Genomic DNA, 14,156 nt, shown 5'->3' on the forward strand with positions numbered 1-14,156 from the left:
GGCAACCGTGCAGCACGCCGAGGCCGAGCGGCTGATCGAGCCGTTCTACGACCTGTTCCGCAGCAAGCGCCGCGACTGGGACGCCGGTTTCGCGGTGCTGTCCGACGACTGGCGGTCGTACTACACGAACGGGCGCTGGCGCACGAAGACGGACACCAGGCCGTACATCGAAGGGCTGTTCGATCTGGTCCCCGACATCAACGTCGAGATCCAGCACCTGAGCGTGGACGGCATCTACGTCGCCGTGCGCAGCGAGCTGTCCGGGACGCCGGCCGCGGACTTCATGGTCCCGCACACCGGGCGCTCGTTCAGCATCATGACCATCGACGTGCACGAGATCGGCGGCGACGGGCTGCTGTCGGTGCTGCACCACCTGGAGGACTGGGGCACCGCGATCCGTCAGCTGCAGGGCGCCGAAGCGCAGGAGGAGCGATGAGAGTCCTGGTGATCGCGTCGAACTACGGCGTGTGGGCCGAGGAGCTGCAGGGCCCGTGGGACGCGTTGCGCGGGGCGGGCCACGAGCTGACGCTGGCCACCTACCTCGGCAAGACCCCGCTGCCCGGCGCCATCAGCATGGACCCGGAGTTCGTCGACCCGATGCAGAAGGTGAGGATGAACCCGCCGGAGCTGCTCGCGCGGATCGGGCAGATCCTCGACTCCGGCGAGTGGGCCGCGCCGATCCGCACCCGCGACGCGGACATGGCCGACTACGACGCGCTCGTCATCGTCGGCGGGGCCGGGTCCGCGCTCGACGTGGCCGGCAGCGGGCTCGTGCACCGGCTCGTGCTCGACGCGTACAAGTCCGGCAAGACGATCGGCGCGCTGTGCTACGCGGTCGGCGCGCTCGCGTTCACCCGCGACCCGGACGACGACATGCGCAGCGTCATTTACGGCCGCCACGTCACCGCGCACCCGCACGCCTGGGACTTCGTCGAGGACCTCGAGTACGACGTCGTGCGGGCCACCGAGGACAACCCCCGGCTGCGGCTGAAGACCAGCGGGTTCGTGTTCCCGCTGCAGTACCTCGTGCAGGACGCGGTCGGCCCGTCGGGCTCGGTCGCGTCGGACCCAACCACCTCGCGCGAACGCCCGAGCGTCGTCTACGACCCGCCGTTCGTCACCGGACTCTCGGTGGAGTCGGCGCAGGCCTTCGGCGCGAAGCTCGTCGAGGTGCTCGACCGGAAGCCGGTGAGTGCAAGTGCCTGACCTAGCCGATCCCACCATCAGTTCCATCAGCCGCGGCGACCTGCGGATCCACACGTTCACGGCGCCCGACGACTTCCTCGCCGACTCGACCCACGTCCTGGAGACCGACGGCGCGCTCGTCGTCATCGACGGGCAGTTCGTCGCGCCCTACGCGATCGCCTTCCGGCGCTTCGTGGACGCCTTCGACAAGCCGATCCGCAAGTTGTACCTGAGTCACGCCCACGTCGACCACTGGTTCGGCCTGAGCACGGCGTTCCCGGACGTGCCCGTCTGGGCCGCCGAGGCGACGATCGAGGAGCTGCGGCACACCGCCGAGTCCGAGCGGGCCGCCCGGCGGATGCAGTACGGCCCGATGGTCCCCGACGCCGTCGTGATGCCCCAGCACGTGGCCGAGCCGGGCCACGACACCGTCGACGGCGTCGACTACCACGTCGACGTCGTGCGCAACGCCGAGTGCGGCGCGCAGCTGGTGATCACCCTGCCCGGGCACGGCGTGACGATCGCGCAGGACCTCGTGTACAGCGGCACGCACGTCTACGTCACCCGCGACGCGGCGAACACGGTCGCGCTGCTGCGCATCATGGCCACCTCCGGCTCCGACGTGTTCCTGGCCGGGCACGGGCCGATCGCCGACTCCGCCGAGGTGCTGCACAACGCCGACTACCTCGCCTTCGCCGAGCAGCGCCTGGCCCACGACGACCCTGACTCGTTCCGGGAGGCGCTGCTGGCCGCGTACCCGCAGCGCCGGTGCCCGCAGCTGCTCGACATCTTCGTCCCGCGCCTGTTCGAGTCGTCCACAGTGGAGGTCGGCGGCCGATGAGCAGGAACGTGCTGTGTGTCGTGTCGGAGCACGGCTTCTGGGCCCAGGAGCTGCTGCTGCCCGTGGACCGCCTGGAGAAGGCCGGCATCGCCGTGCACTTCGCGACGCCGACCGGCGCGCAGCCGGCCCCGGACGGCGGGAGCCTCGACAGCTCCTATGTGGACCCGCCGCTCGGCCGCCCGGTCACCTCGCCGGAGATGGGGGAGCGGGCCCGGACCACGGACTGGGAGACGTACTTCAAGGACCGGCAGAGCCTCGCCGGCCTGCTGCCCGTCCGCCCGTACCTGAGCTCGGGCAGCTACATCGCGGCGATGGAGGAGTACTACGCCAAGCGGCAGGCGGCCTGGGACGAGATCCTGCCGCGGTACGACGGGCTGCTGCTCGTCGGCGGCAGCGGTCCCATCGTGGACATGGTGAACAACCCGCGCGTGCACGACCTGGTGCTCGGCTTCCACGCGGCCGGCAAGCTCATCGCGGCCGAGTGCTACGCCGTCACCTGCCTCGCCTTCGCCCGCGAGCTCGACGACCGCCGCCCGATCATCGAGGGGCGGCACGTCACCGGGCACACGATGGAGTACGACTACACCGCCGGCTGGCAGGTGACCGCCAACGGCGCGCCGCTGGTGTTCGGGGCGCCGCCGTTCTCGCTCGAGTACATCCTGCGCGACGCCGTCGGGCCGCGCGGGCGCTTCCACGGCAACGTCGGGCACCGGCTCTCCGTCATCCTCGACCACCCGTTCCTGACCAGCCGCTCGGTGGGCGAGTCCGACCTGTGCGGCGAGGTCATGGTGCGGGCGCTGACGGAGGAACTGCGGGTCTTCGGCTTCACGCATGATCGATGACGCCGAGCGCCGCCGGCTGCTGGCGGCGCTCGCGGGTGACCGTTCGCTCAGCGCCCTGAAGGCCCTGGCGGCGCTGGGCGGCCGGACCGCGCACCCGGACGACGTGCGCGACGAGGTCCTCGCCCTGTGGCCGGCCGGGGGCCCGGTGCTCGCCCTGGCCGGGGCGCTGCTGCGGCTCAACGCCGTCGGCGACCGCGCGTCGCTGGCCTGCTGCCTGGAGCCGACCCTGGCCGACATGGCCGCGCGGGCGCGCACCCGCGAGGACCACTTCATGACGATCGCGGTCGCCGACGAGTGCCGCGTCGCCGACCGCACGGTGCTGCACGGTCCGATCAGCTACTTCCGCGCGATGGAGCGCGACGACGGCACGTTCGGCCCGGATCCGCTCGACAACGCCATCGCCGCGAGCGCCCTGCTGCGCATCGGGGTGCCGCTGCGCGATCCGTCCACCGTGGGCAAGCTGCTGCTCGAACACGCCCTCGGCGGCGACCTCTGGACGCTGTACTGCGCAATGCGCGCACTCGGCCTCATGCGCATGACGCCGGCTCCATTTCCGGTGCCCGCCGTGGACGGATCGTTCGCCGACCAGACGTACCAGCGGCTGAGCGTCATCGAGTGGCTCGTCGCGCCGGTGTTCGCGGCCGCCCGCTCCGGCGACCTGGACGCGCTCGCGCGCTATCTGCGCGGCGGCGGCGACCCGGACCTGCGCGACCTGCGCGGCTGGACCCTGCTGTGCGCGGCGGCGGTGCGCGGGCGGTCGGGGGCGGTGCGGATGCTGCTCGCAGCCGGCGCCGACCCGTCCCTGCGGGTGCCCGACGCGGACGCGCTCCCCGTGTTCTGGGCGGCCCAGCACGGCGACGTCGAGACGGTGCGGGTGCTGCTGGAGCGGTGTCCCGAGCACGTGCACGCGATCAGCAAGGTCAACGGTCACACCGTGTTGTTACAAGCCGTCTTCTTCGGTACCGCACGACACCGCGACCTCATCGCCTGGCTGCTGTCCACGTTCGACGCCGCCGAGCTGCTCGTCGCCTGCAACGTGCGCGGCTACACGGCTCGGACGATGGCCCAGCTGTGGCACAACGAGCCGATCCTCGCCGTGCTGCCGGACCTTGTGCTGGAGACGGAACAGTACAGACGCCGGCTCTTGGAAACGATCGCGGGCGCGCCGGATCCGGCGGTGGACGCGCTGGTGGCGGCCCTGGCGGACCCGCGCGACTCGGCCGCGATCGGCTCGGCGCTGGCCGCGCCGGGGCTGGACATCAACGGGCGGGGCGGCCCGCTCGGGCAGACGCCGATCATCGCGGCGGTGACCGGCACCGATCCGGACCCCGGGACGGCGGCCGCCCGGCTGTCGGTGGTGTCCGACCTGCTCGCCCGCGGCGCCGACCCCGACCTGCCCGAACGCCACCCGATGGGGGTGGACGCGGTGATCCGCGCGGCGGTGCTGAACCACTTCGACTGCCTGCGGCTGATCGCCGCGGCCATGCCCCCGCTGGCGTTCGCGGCGGCCCTGAACGAGCGCCCGGCGATCAACGGCCAGACCGCGCTGGACGACACCGTGCACCGCGCGCTCACCGCCCCGCCGTCCACCTTGGACAGCCACCTCGCGCAGATCCGCTGGGCCCGCGCACATGGCGCCCGTCCCGACATTGCGGACCACACGGGCGTAACGCCCCTGGGCCGGGCCACGGCCGCCCTGGCCGACCCGATCCTGAAGACCCACGCGCCCGCCGTCCTCGCCGCGCTCGGTGACGGTGGGTAAGCGGGACAGCGGGGCTGCGCGACGGCCGGTTAGCATGCGGTTGGCGCGCCGATGGTGCGTGCGCCGCGATCACTTCGGGTAAGAAGATCCCGCGCCGCTCGGACGGCGCTCAGGGGTGCGCGCGAACCTGCCGCTGCACAGGGTGGATGCGGAGGATTTCGCGTGACGTACCGATGGGACATCCGCACCGACGGCCCGGCCCACTTATGGACGGCGGCCGAACGCGCCGGCCGCCTGCGCACCGCCCTGCACGCCCTCGCCGCCGCGTTCCCCGGCGAGGCCGACACCGTCCGGATGACGCCCGGCGGCGACCAGACCCCCGTCCATGCGCCTTCGCTCGTCCGCGAGCTGGAGACGGCCGGCCCCGAACCGCTCACCCTGGGCCGCGGCCGGCTCTGGCTCACCTGGCACGAGCCCGAGCCGGGCCGGTCCGCGCTGCACGTGGGAACCAAGCCCCTGCTGAACCCGGTCCTCGAGGAACACCTGCCGGCGGTGGCCAGGCTGGTCGCCGAGTTGGGCGAGGCCTGGGACGCGGACTACGCCTGGATCGACCTGCCCCACGTCCGCGAGCTGTGGAACGAACCCGGCGCCCCGGTCTTCTCCCTCGCCACCTGGCTGCGCACCACGGCCGCGCACACCGACACCGCGGACCTGGACGTCGACGCGACCGACACCGCCGACGGCCGGCTCATCGTCCTGCGCCTGCCCCCGGCCGCCGTCGGCAACGACGAGGACGGCACCGTCAGCGGCGGCCGCGCCCTCGTGCGGGCTCTCGCTGCAAACACCGTGCGGCCCGGCGCCGCCGCGGCTGAGGAGCCCCGTATCCTGTGACGATGGTCGATGCCACGTCCTGTGTGGACACCATCGTGGGCATCGTGCGCAAGGTCTCTCCGCCCGACGCCGTGCGGTCCGTCCTGCTCGCCGAGGTCGACGACCACTACACCGGCACCCGCATGGAGTTCCACTCGGCAACGGGCCCGCTGGACAGCAGCGGCTGGGTCGTCTTCGCCGACCCGTGGACCGACGAGCTGAGCGACACCCTGCTGGCCCTGCGGGCGGTGATGGTGGCGCAGGGCAGCCCGTCGAGGTTCGGCCTGACCTTCACGGTGCAGGGCGACGGCGCGTTCGACGTCAGCGTGACGTACGAGATGCCTCCAGATCTTCCCTGGATCCACTGAAGAACGCCTTGATCGGCTCGATCAGCCGCTCGGGCGCCCGGTTGATCCCGTCATGCCCGGAGCGAGCCACGGGAAGGACCCGCGCCCGCGGGATGGCCCCGGCGAGCGCCTCGTTGACCGGCTTGTAGTACGGCGGCCCGGCCACCCCGTACGCGAGCAGCACATCGGCCTTGACAGTCGACCACTCCTCCGCGGGCCCGTCGGCGAGCCGGATCTGCTGCGTCTCGTCGAGTGTCTGGGCGAGCAGCCCGCCCATCATCCGCCCGACCGGCGTGCGCAGAAACAGCCGGCAGAGCCCGATCCGCACCCCGAGCGGCAGCCGTGCGAGCCCCGAGTGCGTATTGATCCCGCCGGTCGTGATGGCCATGCTGCGCGGAATGTCCCCGTCGGCCGCCGCCTGCCGCGCGTCGTCGAGCCACTCACCGGGATTCATCCCATCGACGCCGACCGCCGCGTCGTAGACGGCGAGCCGCTCGATTGGCAGGGTTTTGGCCGCTTCGAGCGCGATGAACCCGCCGGAGCTGTGCCCGATGACGTTGCCGCTGCCGGTGGCTTGCACAACGGCCCCGAGGTCGTCGATGTCCTGCGCGAACGTGTACGGCTCGCGGCGCGGCCCGGCATCGCCCCGCCCGCGCCGGTTGTAGAGGTGCACCGTGAACCGGTCGGCGAGCCGGAGCGCGAGCCGCTGGTAGACGGCGATCGTCACCCCGCCGCCGTGCACCACGACGATCCCGGGCCCGCTGCCGAAGCTGTGCACCACGATGTCCGCCCCGTCGGGCGCCTGCACCCGCTGCTCCATGCCTCCCCCTCCGCCTCACAACTGCGAACGACGTTAGCAGTTTAGCACGAGGGTGTGCGACGGCCTTGGCTGGCACTGCGGTCGCCGTCGAGCCCGAGTGGGGGAGCGCATCGTCGGCTTGGTCTTCTCGCCCGACGGGGAGATCCTGGCGGTTCTGGTTCACCTCGGCGGCGAGGTGGTCCTCGAGCCGCTCTTCGGGTGCCGCTGCTGCCTCGGCCTCGCGCAGTTGGCGGAGTTTCTCGGCGTGGCGTTGTTTCAGGCCCCAGTCGCGGTGCCTTTTGTGCTCCTGCCGGAATTTAAAAGCAACGGCCGGACCGATGGGCACCGCTATGTGCCCTCGGCCGATGGTCCCCGGCCGCCAGGGCGACCGGAATGTATTAGCGTGGTCCCGGTAACAACTTTGGTCACCGTTCGGTGGTCCAGACCGTAAATTCGGGAGCCGGGTCCGCAGTGGTCGTCATTCGGTGGTCCAGGAGAGAAATCGCAAAAAAGATGGATTTCTGAGTTGTACCACCGATCGTCGACCACGACGAACCCGGCAGTCCCCAACGGTCTGACCACCTCCCCGTAAGCAGCGTCGAACCGCGACCACTTAACCCTGTGGGCCGCCGGCAGGCGGCCCGAACCATCGGCCGAGCGCACATTCTGGTGCCCATCGGTCCGGCGGAAAGCAGCGGGGGAATGGAGGCCCGATCCCCTCCATAATCAACGTATACCGGACCAGGGGGCTTGCGGCAAGACCCCGTACGGCGCGGAGAATCAGCGCCCTTGCACCGATTCGTCCGGGGGGACCAGCGCATGCACCCAGTCACCACGCCCGTGTTCGACCTGTCCACGCCGGCGAAGGCCGATCCAACGCTCATCACCGCCGATCAACGACACTTCACGGCCATCGCCGAGCGGCTGGAGGAGGTGACGGCCGAAATCAAAGGGCGGCTCGACGAGGCCCGGAAGGCGCCCGGCCGGATCGGGCAGGCGGCGCTCGACCGCGACCAGGAGGTGCGGCGCCTGACTGCCCGCCTGCGCACCCTGCGCCGCTACAGCCTCGACCTCTGCCTCGGCCGCATGGACCCGGAAAACCCCAACGAGCCTCCCGTGTACGTCGGGCGCCTCGGACTGACCGGCAAGGACGGCGGCCGCCTGCTGCTGGACTGGCGCTCCCCGGCCGCGGAACCGTTCTTCGGCGCCACCCATGCGAACCCGATGGGGCTGCGCAGCCGCAGACGGTACCGATGGATCCGGGGCCGCATCAAGGACTATTGGGACGAGGTGTTCACCGCCGACGGCTTGAAAAGCAGCGCGGCGCTCGACGACCAATCGGCGTTCATCGCCAGCCTCGGCGGGGACCGGTCGGGGCGGATGCGCGACGTGCTCGGCACCATTCAGGCGGACCAGGACGCGATCATCCGGGCCGGGTGCGGCGGGGCGCTCGTCGTGGACGGCGGGCCCGGGACCGGCAAGACCGTCGTCGCGCTGCACCGTACGGCCTATCTGCTGTACGCCGACCCGCGGCTCGGGCACCGCCGCGGCGGCGTCCTGTTTGTCGGGCCGCATCAGCCCTATCTGGCGTACGTGTCCGACGTGCTGCCCAGCCTCGGCGAGGAGGGTGTGCAGACGTGCACCCTGCGGGACCTGGTCGCCGAGGGAGCCGAAGCACGGCCCGAGACCGATCCCGAGGTGGCGCGGCTCAAGGCCTCGGCGGACATGGTCAAGGCGATCGAGGCGGCGGTGCGCTTCTACGAGGAGCCGCCGACGCGCGAGGTTTCCGGGCTGAGCGCCGCCGACTGGGCCGAGGCGTTCGAGGCGGCCGAGCTCGGGACCCCGCACAACGAGGCGCGCGCGCAGGTGTGGGAGGAGCTGCTCGCGATCGGCGGCGACCCGGAGCTGCGCCGCGACCGTGAGCTGGCGGCGGCGTTCAACCGGGCGTGGCCCGTGCTCGAGGCGGCCGACGTCGTCGGGGATCTTTATTCGGTACCGGCCTATCTGCGCAGATGCGCCCCGTGGCTCAGCGCCGAGGAGATCCGGCGGCTCCAGCGCCCCGACGCGCAGGCGTGGACGATCTCCGACCTGCCGCTGCTCGACGCCGCCCGGCAGCGCCTCGGCGATCCGGAGAGCGCGCGGCGGCAACGGCGGCAGGACGCCACCGCGCGGGCCGAGCGGGAGCGGATGGACCGGGTGGTGGACGACCTGATCGCCTCGGTCGACGACGAGTACGGCGTCGGCCTCGTCACGATGCTGCGCGGCGAGGACTTTCACGAGGCCCTCGTCGACGCCGCGGCGCTCGGGCGGGCCGACCCGGACGCGCTGGCCGGGCCGTTCGCGCACATCGTGGTGGACGAGGCGCAGGAGCTCACCGACGCCGAGTGGCAGATGCTGCTGCTGCGCTGCCCGTCGCGCAGCTTCACCATCGTCGGGGACCGGGCGCAGGCCCGGCACGGGTTCACCGAGTCGTGGCGGGAGCGGCTCGCGCGGTGCGGGCTGGACCGGGTCGAGCTCGCGGCGCTCAGCATCAACTACCGGACGCCGGCCGAGATCATGGCCGAGGCCGAGCCGGTCATCCGGGCCGCCCTGCCCGACGCGAACGTGCCGGCGTCGATCCGCACCGGCGGGGCCCCGGTCCTGCACGGCGCGGTGGCCGACCTGCACGCGATCGTGGACGGGTGGCTCGCGGAGCACCCCGAGGGGGTGGCGTGCGTGATCGGCGACCCGTCGTACCCGGGAACGGAGCGGGTCCGCTCGCTCAGCCCGGAGCTGTCCAAGGGGCTCGAGTTCGACCTGGTCGTGCTGGTCGAGCCGGAGACGTTCGGGGCCGGGATCGAGGGGGCCGTCGACCGGTACGTCGCGATGACCCGGGCGACGCAGCGCCTGGCGATCCTCCGTCCCGGAGAAAACGATGCTTCGTCACGGAGAAAAATGAAAAGTCATGCAACCCGCAGCGGGCCGGGAGTCGTGAGTAGCGCATGACGGATCGGGACACGGCGTTCGCCGAGTACTTCGCCGCGCGGTCGGACGCGATGCGCGGCACGGCGTTTCTGCTGTGCGGGGATTGGCACCGGGCCGAGGACCTGACCCAACAGGCGTTCACGAAGCTGTACCTCGCGTGGAACCGGGTCTCGCGGCACGAGGTGCTCGACGGGTACCTGCGGCGCACGCTGGTCCGCACGTACCTCGATGAGCGACGGCTCGGCTGGTGGCGGCGCGTGCGCACCACCGGCACGCCGCCGGAGCGGGTCGCCGTCGACCCGGGGCCGGAGGAGCGGGTGGCGGTGCTCGCGGCGCTGTCCGCGGTGCCGGCCCGGCAGCGGGCCGTGCTGATCCTGCGGTACTGGGAGGACCTGTCCATCGAGGAGACCGCCGAGCTGCTCGGCTGCTCCGAGGGCACGGTCAAGAGCCAGGCGTCGCGGGGACTGCAGACCCTGCGCAGCCGGCTCAGCCCGACGTTCTCGACCGACTGACCCACCGCTGCGGACCGAAGAGAGCACGAATAGGCATGGGTGAATAGGAATGGACGAACACAACTTCCGGGCCTCGTTGCGCGACGCCCTCGACCAGAGCAACCAGCCGCCGAGCATGCGGCCCGGTGCCGCGGTGGCGGAGGGCCGCCGGGCCGCCCGCCGCCGCACGGCCGCCATCGGGGGCGCGGGCGTCGGCGTGCTCGCGGCGCTGACCGCGATCGGGGTGGCGGCGACCGCGGGCGGGGTCCCGGCCTCGCGCCAGGCCGCCGGGCCCGGGCAGCCGAGCGTGGCCGCCACCGCGCCGTCGCCGGTGCGGACCGGCGCGTCGCCGGTGCCCATCGGCACCGACACCAAGGAGGTCTGGCCCACCGGCCCGAACGGCACGCCGCAGGGCGACCGGACGGCTCGGGCCGGCGTGAAGTACGACAAGGCCAACGCGCTGCTGGAGCACCTGCTCACGCTCGTCCCGGCCGGCTTCACGGCCCCCGACGACAAGGGCGGCGACCAGGCCATCCCGTCGCGCAACACGCAGGCCCAGTTCGAGAGCCGGGCCGGCGGCAGGGACATGTGGAGCTACCAGTCCTCGGTCGAGGTCCGCAAGGGCGACCGGGCCGGGCAGATCGTCGTCGCCGTCTACGAGCCGGGGCTGCGCAACACCGGCGTGGCCAGCCCGTGCGACCTGGAGTTCTGGTCGAAGGCGACGAGCTGCAAGATCGTGAAGGTCGGCGGCAAGGACGTCGCCGTGGCCACCGGCGGCAACCAGGACGACCGGATCGACCGCTGGGCCGCCTACATCCACCCCGACGGTACGGTCGTGTACGTCGCCCTGTCCCGCTACGGCAACTTCGGCCTCGCCCTGGACCACGCGGCCGAGCCGCTGCAGCAGCTGCCGTTCGACGACCAGCAGCTGGCCGCGCTCACCCTCGACCCGGCGCTGCACATCGCGCCCTGAGTCACACCGCCCGTTCGATCTCCTCCGCCAGGGCCTGGTCGCCCTGGCGGAGGGCGCCGCCGCCCATGGTGTCGAAGAACAGGCGCCGGCAGCCGTCGAGCTCGGCGTACACCGTGCCGCCGGTGCCGTCAGGCCGCAGGAACAGCGCGAACCGGCTCGCGTGGGCCGTGCACGGGGACGGCGGGCCGGCGGCGAGCAGCTTGGCCCGCAACGGCGTCCAGCGCTCCTCGGACAGCGCCCCGCCCCGGTCGAAATCGCCGCGAGGCTTGCCGCTGCCCTGTTCGGCGGGCTGCACACGGTACAAGCAGAGCCGCACTTGGCCCTTGGGCGCGTCGGCCGGGCGACCGGCGTAGTCGATGCTCCCCTGGTCGGCCGTGACCGCGCCGACCATGTCCGCCCAGGCCATCTGGCAGCCGGTGCTCGCCGCGGCCGAGGACGTCATCTCCCGCAGCACCCGCGTGCGCACCGTGGTGAGCTCCAGCCGCTCGACGGCCTGCCGGGCCTCGATGCGCAGCTTGCCGCACGCGTCGGTGGCGACCCCCGGGCGCAGCCACCGCCCGGCCGCGTCGAGCACCGCGAACCACGCGATGCCGGGCAGGTCCATGGTGCACGGCGAGGTGGTGCGCGGCTGGTCGGGCAGGCGCAGCGCCGCGGTCAGCGCGTCGACCTTCGTCCCGCGCCGCTCCCGCTGCACCACGTCCTCGCCGCCGTCGGCCCGGGGCTGGACGGGCTCGTCGCACACGACGACCGCGGCGGGCGTGAAGCCGGCCGGGAGCCGCGGCAGCTCCAGTGGCCCCGGCCCGGCGACGGTCTCGGTCCCGACCTGTTCGCAGGAGGTCCAGGCCGGGTGGACGCCGGGCTGCCGGCCGCCGGCGTCCCTGGCAGCGCAGGCGGTGAGCAGGGCGAGGGCGAGGACGGCGACCGCGAGGCTTCGCATGCCTCTTCCGACGCACTCAGGAAAGGCTGGGTTCCGTCTCGTACTGCCCGTGCCGATCGAGCACCGCCCGCACCACGGCGCGGCCGGCCTCGAGGTCGTCGTGCACCAGGACGTCCACGAACCACGCGGTGAACACGCCGGCCGCGGTCGACATGGCGCCGGACCCGTCGGCCGAGCCGAGCTCGCGCTCCCGCAGCGCGGCGTCGAGCGCCGCGACGATCTCGCGCGGGGGGACGTGCAGGGTGAGGTTCAGCTTGAAGCGGCGGGCGGCGCGCAGCGGGCTCGGCGCCGGGTCCGGCAGCGCGACGGGCCCGCCCAGGGTCTGCTCGGCCGCGGCGAGGGCGGCCCGCCACCCGGCGAACGGGAACGTGGATCCCGGGACGCGGCGGGTGTGGACGCCCGCCCCGGCCAGGACCAGGTCGCCGTCCGGCGTGCGCTCCCACACGACGCCCCGCTCGCGGGCGTCGGCGCGGTAGAGCCAGCGCCGGACCGCGCGCTCCGAGCCCAGGGCCGCGGTCAGCGGCGGGGCGGCCGCGTCGATCTCGGTGTCCGCGGTGACGATCACGAAGTCGGCGGCGGCCGCGACCAGCGGGCCGGGGTGGGGCAGCGCCGGGTCGAGCGCGGCGGCGGCCCGGGCCACCAGGTCCAGCTCGGACCAGCGCAGGGCGTGCGGCATCGGGTGGGCGGAGTCGACGTACCCGAGCGTCGTCGACCCGTCCGCGCCGGGCACGCGCAGCGACAGGTACCGGGTGTCCTCGTCGAAGTCGCTGACGAGGATCGCGTAGCCGCCACCGACCGGAGCCTCCAGCGTGTGCACGGACGGCAGCGTAGCCCATCTCAGTGCGTGCCGAGGGCCTCCAGGAACTGCTTGGCCCAGCGACCGACGTCGTTGGCCCGCACCGTCTCGCGCATCTTGCGCATCCGCGCGGCCAGGTCCTCCGGGCCCGCCGCGATCGCCGCGGAGATGCCGCGCTTGAGGTCGTCGACGTCGTACGGGTTGACCAGGAACGCGTCGGACAGCTCGCTCGCCGACCCGGTGAACTCGCTGAGCACGAGCGCGCCGCCCTCGTCCCGGCGGGCCGCCACGTACTCCTTGGCGACCAGGTTCATCCCGTCGCGCAGCGGCGTGACCAGCATGATGTCGGCCGCCAGGTACAGCGCGACGAGCTCGGCCCGGCTGCGCGACTGGAACAGATAGTGCAGCGGCGCCCGGCCGACGTCGCCGAACTCGCCGTTGATCCGGCCGACCTCGCGCTCGACCCGCTCGCGCAGCTGCTGGTACTGCGCGACCCGCATCCGGCTCGGCGTGGCCACCTGCACCAGCACGGCCTCCTCGTTGCTCACCGTGCCGTCCGCGAGCAGCTCGCCGTAGGCCTCGATGCGCTGGTCGATGCCCTTGGTGTAGTCCAGCCGGTCGACGCCGAGCAGCAGCAGCCGCCGGTCGCCGCCGAGGTCCTTGCGCAGCCGGCGGGCGTCCTCCTGGACCTGCGGGTCGGCGGCCAGCTCGTCGATCTCGGACACGTCGATCGAGATCGGGAAGGCCCGGGCGGTGACGGTTCTCCCCTCGTACTCCACCCGCTCACCCTCCGGTCGCAGCCCGAGCAGCTGCGTGGTGAGCCGCAGGAAGTTCTGCGCGGCGAGCGGCTGCTGGAACCCGACCAGGTCGGCGCCGAGCAGCCCGCGCACGAAGTCGGTCCGCCGCGGCAGCTGCATGAACAGCTCGACCGGCGGGAACGGGATGTGCAGGAAGAACCCGATGCGCAGGTCGGGCCGCAGCTCGCGGAGCATGCCGGGTACGAGCATCAGCTGGTAGTCGTGCACCCAGACGGTGGCGCCCTCGGCGGCGACGGCCGCGGCCGCCTCGGCGAAGCGCTTGTTCACCGCCTGGTAGGCCACCCGCCACGGCCGGTGGTGCACCGACGGCTCGACCCCGTCGTGGAACAGCGGCCAGATCGTGGAGTTGGACTGGCCCTCGTAGTAGCGGTCGACGTCCTCGGCGGTGAGCTCGACCGGGTGGATGTGCACGCCCTCGTGCTCGAACGGCTCCGGCCGCTCGTCGGGGTTGCCGGTCCAGCCCACCCAGGCCCCGCCGGAGCTGCGCGTGATCGGCTGCAGCGCGCTCACCAGCCCGCCCGGGCCGGCGTCGACCGGCAGGCGGTTGGCCACCACCACGAATCGTTTCACGGCCCTAGCTGTACCGCATGT

At 72.7% G+C, this 14,156-nt stretch carries 14 protein-coding genes; 10 read left to right on the plus strand and 4 right to left on the minus strand.

Annotation, left to right across the window (positions count from 1 at the left end; translation table 11 throughout):
• Positions 1-7: 7 nt before the first annotated feature.
• From ACQPZ4_RS17940 to ACQPZ4_RS17970, 7 genes are all read left to right on the plus strand, one after another.
• Complete coding sequence (locus ACQPZ4_RS17940; RefSeq protein WP_433062123.1) at positions 8-436, plus strand: ester cyclase; 429 nt, start codon at positions 8-10, stop codon at positions 434-436.
• Positions 433-1,206 carry a DJ-1/PfpI family protein gene (locus ACQPZ4_RS17945; RefSeq protein ID WP_433062126.1) on the plus strand — a complete coding sequence of 258 codons (774 nt, stop codon included), beginning with the start codon at positions 433-435 and terminating at the stop codon, positions 1,204-1,206. Before ACQPZ4_RS17940 ends, ACQPZ4_RS17945 begins: the two co-directional genes overlap by 4 nt.
• Positions 1,199-2,026 (plus strand): MBL fold metallo-hydrolase, encoded by an 828-nt coding sequence (locus tag ACQPZ4_RS17950; RefSeq protein ID WP_433062128.1) that lies wholly within the window; start codon positions 1,199-1,201, stop codon positions 2,024-2,026. Before ACQPZ4_RS17945 ends, ACQPZ4_RS17950 begins: the two co-directional genes overlap by 8 nt.
• Positions 2,023-2,868, plus strand: a complete 846-nt coding sequence (locus ACQPZ4_RS17955; RefSeq protein WP_433062131.1) for a type 1 glutamine amidotransferase domain-containing protein — start codon at positions 2,023-2,025, stop codon at positions 2,866-2,868. The genes ACQPZ4_RS17950 and ACQPZ4_RS17955 overlap by 4 nt, the downstream gene beginning before the upstream one ends.
• Positions 2,858-4,630 (plus strand): ankyrin repeat domain-containing protein, encoded by a 1,773-nt coding sequence (locus ACQPZ4_RS17960; protein WP_433062133.1) that lies wholly within the window; start codon positions 2,858-2,860, stop codon positions 4,628-4,630. The genes ACQPZ4_RS17955 and ACQPZ4_RS17960 overlap by 11 nt, the downstream gene beginning before the upstream one ends.
• A 294-nt stretch (positions 4,631-4,924) precedes the next feature.
• A complete protein-coding gene (locus ACQPZ4_RS17965; RefSeq protein WP_433062136.1) occupies positions 4,925-5,461 on the plus strand; it encodes a hypothetical protein in 537 nt (178 codons plus the stop codon).
• A gap of 2 nt (positions 5,462-5,463) precedes the next feature.
• Positions 5,464-5,808: a hypothetical protein gene (locus tag ACQPZ4_RS17970; protein WP_433062139.1), complete on the plus strand. Its 345-nt coding sequence runs from the start codon at positions 5,464-5,466 to the stop codon at positions 5,806-5,808.
• Here the strand turns inward: ACQPZ4_RS17970 and ACQPZ4_RS17975 are convergent.
• Positions 5,762-6,607: an alpha/beta fold hydrolase gene (locus ACQPZ4_RS17975; RefSeq protein ID WP_433062141.1), complete on the minus strand. Its 846-nt coding sequence runs from the start codon at positions 6,605-6,607 to the stop codon at positions 5,762-5,764. The genes ACQPZ4_RS17970 and ACQPZ4_RS17975 overlap by 47 nt on opposite strands.
• A 798-nt stretch (positions 6,608-7,405) precedes the next feature.
• Here ACQPZ4_RS17975 and helR point away from each other — a divergent pair.
• From helR to ACQPZ4_RS17990, 3 genes are read left to right on the plus strand one after another with little or no spacing between them, the layout of a single operon-like run.
• Complete coding sequence (gene helR, locus ACQPZ4_RS17980) at positions 7,406-9,571, plus strand: RNA polymerase recycling motor ATPase HelR (protein WP_433062143.1); 2,166 nt, start codon at positions 7,406-7,408, stop codon at positions 9,569-9,571.
• The gene (locus tag ACQPZ4_RS17985; RefSeq protein WP_433062146.1) at positions 9,568-10,062 is read left to right on the plus strand and encodes a SigE family RNA polymerase sigma factor; all 495 of its coding nucleotides are present in this window, start codon (positions 9,568-9,570) and stop codon (positions 10,060-10,062) included. The genes helR and ACQPZ4_RS17985 overlap by 4 nt, the downstream gene beginning before the upstream one ends.
• A gap of 49 nt (positions 10,063-10,111) precedes the next feature.
• Complete coding sequence (locus tag ACQPZ4_RS17990) at positions 10,112-11,014, plus strand: hypothetical protein (RefSeq protein ID WP_433062148.1); 903 nt, start codon at positions 10,112-10,114, stop codon at positions 11,012-11,014.
• A 1-nt stretch (position 11,015) separates the two neighbouring features.
• On the opposite strand, the gene ACQPZ4_RS17995 is transcribed toward ACQPZ4_RS17990, so the two are convergent.
• From ACQPZ4_RS17995 to ACQPZ4_RS18005, 3 genes are read right to left on the minus strand one after another with little or no spacing between them, the layout of a single operon-like run.
• Positions 11,016-11,951 carry a hypothetical protein gene (locus ACQPZ4_RS17995; protein WP_433062151.1) on the minus strand — a complete coding sequence of 312 codons (936 nt, stop codon included), beginning with the start codon at positions 11,949-11,951 and terminating at the stop codon, positions 11,016-11,018.
• A gap of 16 nt (positions 11,952-11,967) precedes the next feature.
• Complete coding sequence (locus ACQPZ4_RS18000) at positions 11,968-12,768, minus strand: hypothetical protein (protein WP_433062153.1); 801 nt, start codon at positions 12,766-12,768, stop codon at positions 11,968-11,970.
• A 20-nt stretch (positions 12,769-12,788) separates the two neighbouring features.
• A complete protein-coding gene (locus tag ACQPZ4_RS18005) occupies positions 12,789-14,135 on the minus strand; it encodes an alpha,alpha-trehalose-phosphate synthase (UDP-forming) (RefSeq protein ID WP_433062156.1) in 1,347 nt (448 codons plus the stop codon).
• Positions 14,136-14,156 lie beyond the last annotated feature (21 nt).

The organism is Dactylosporangium sp. CS-033363 (assembly GCF_050942475.1).
Classification (GTDB): Bacteria; Actinomycetota; Actinomycetes; order Mycobacteriales; family Micromonosporaceae; genus Dactylosporangium.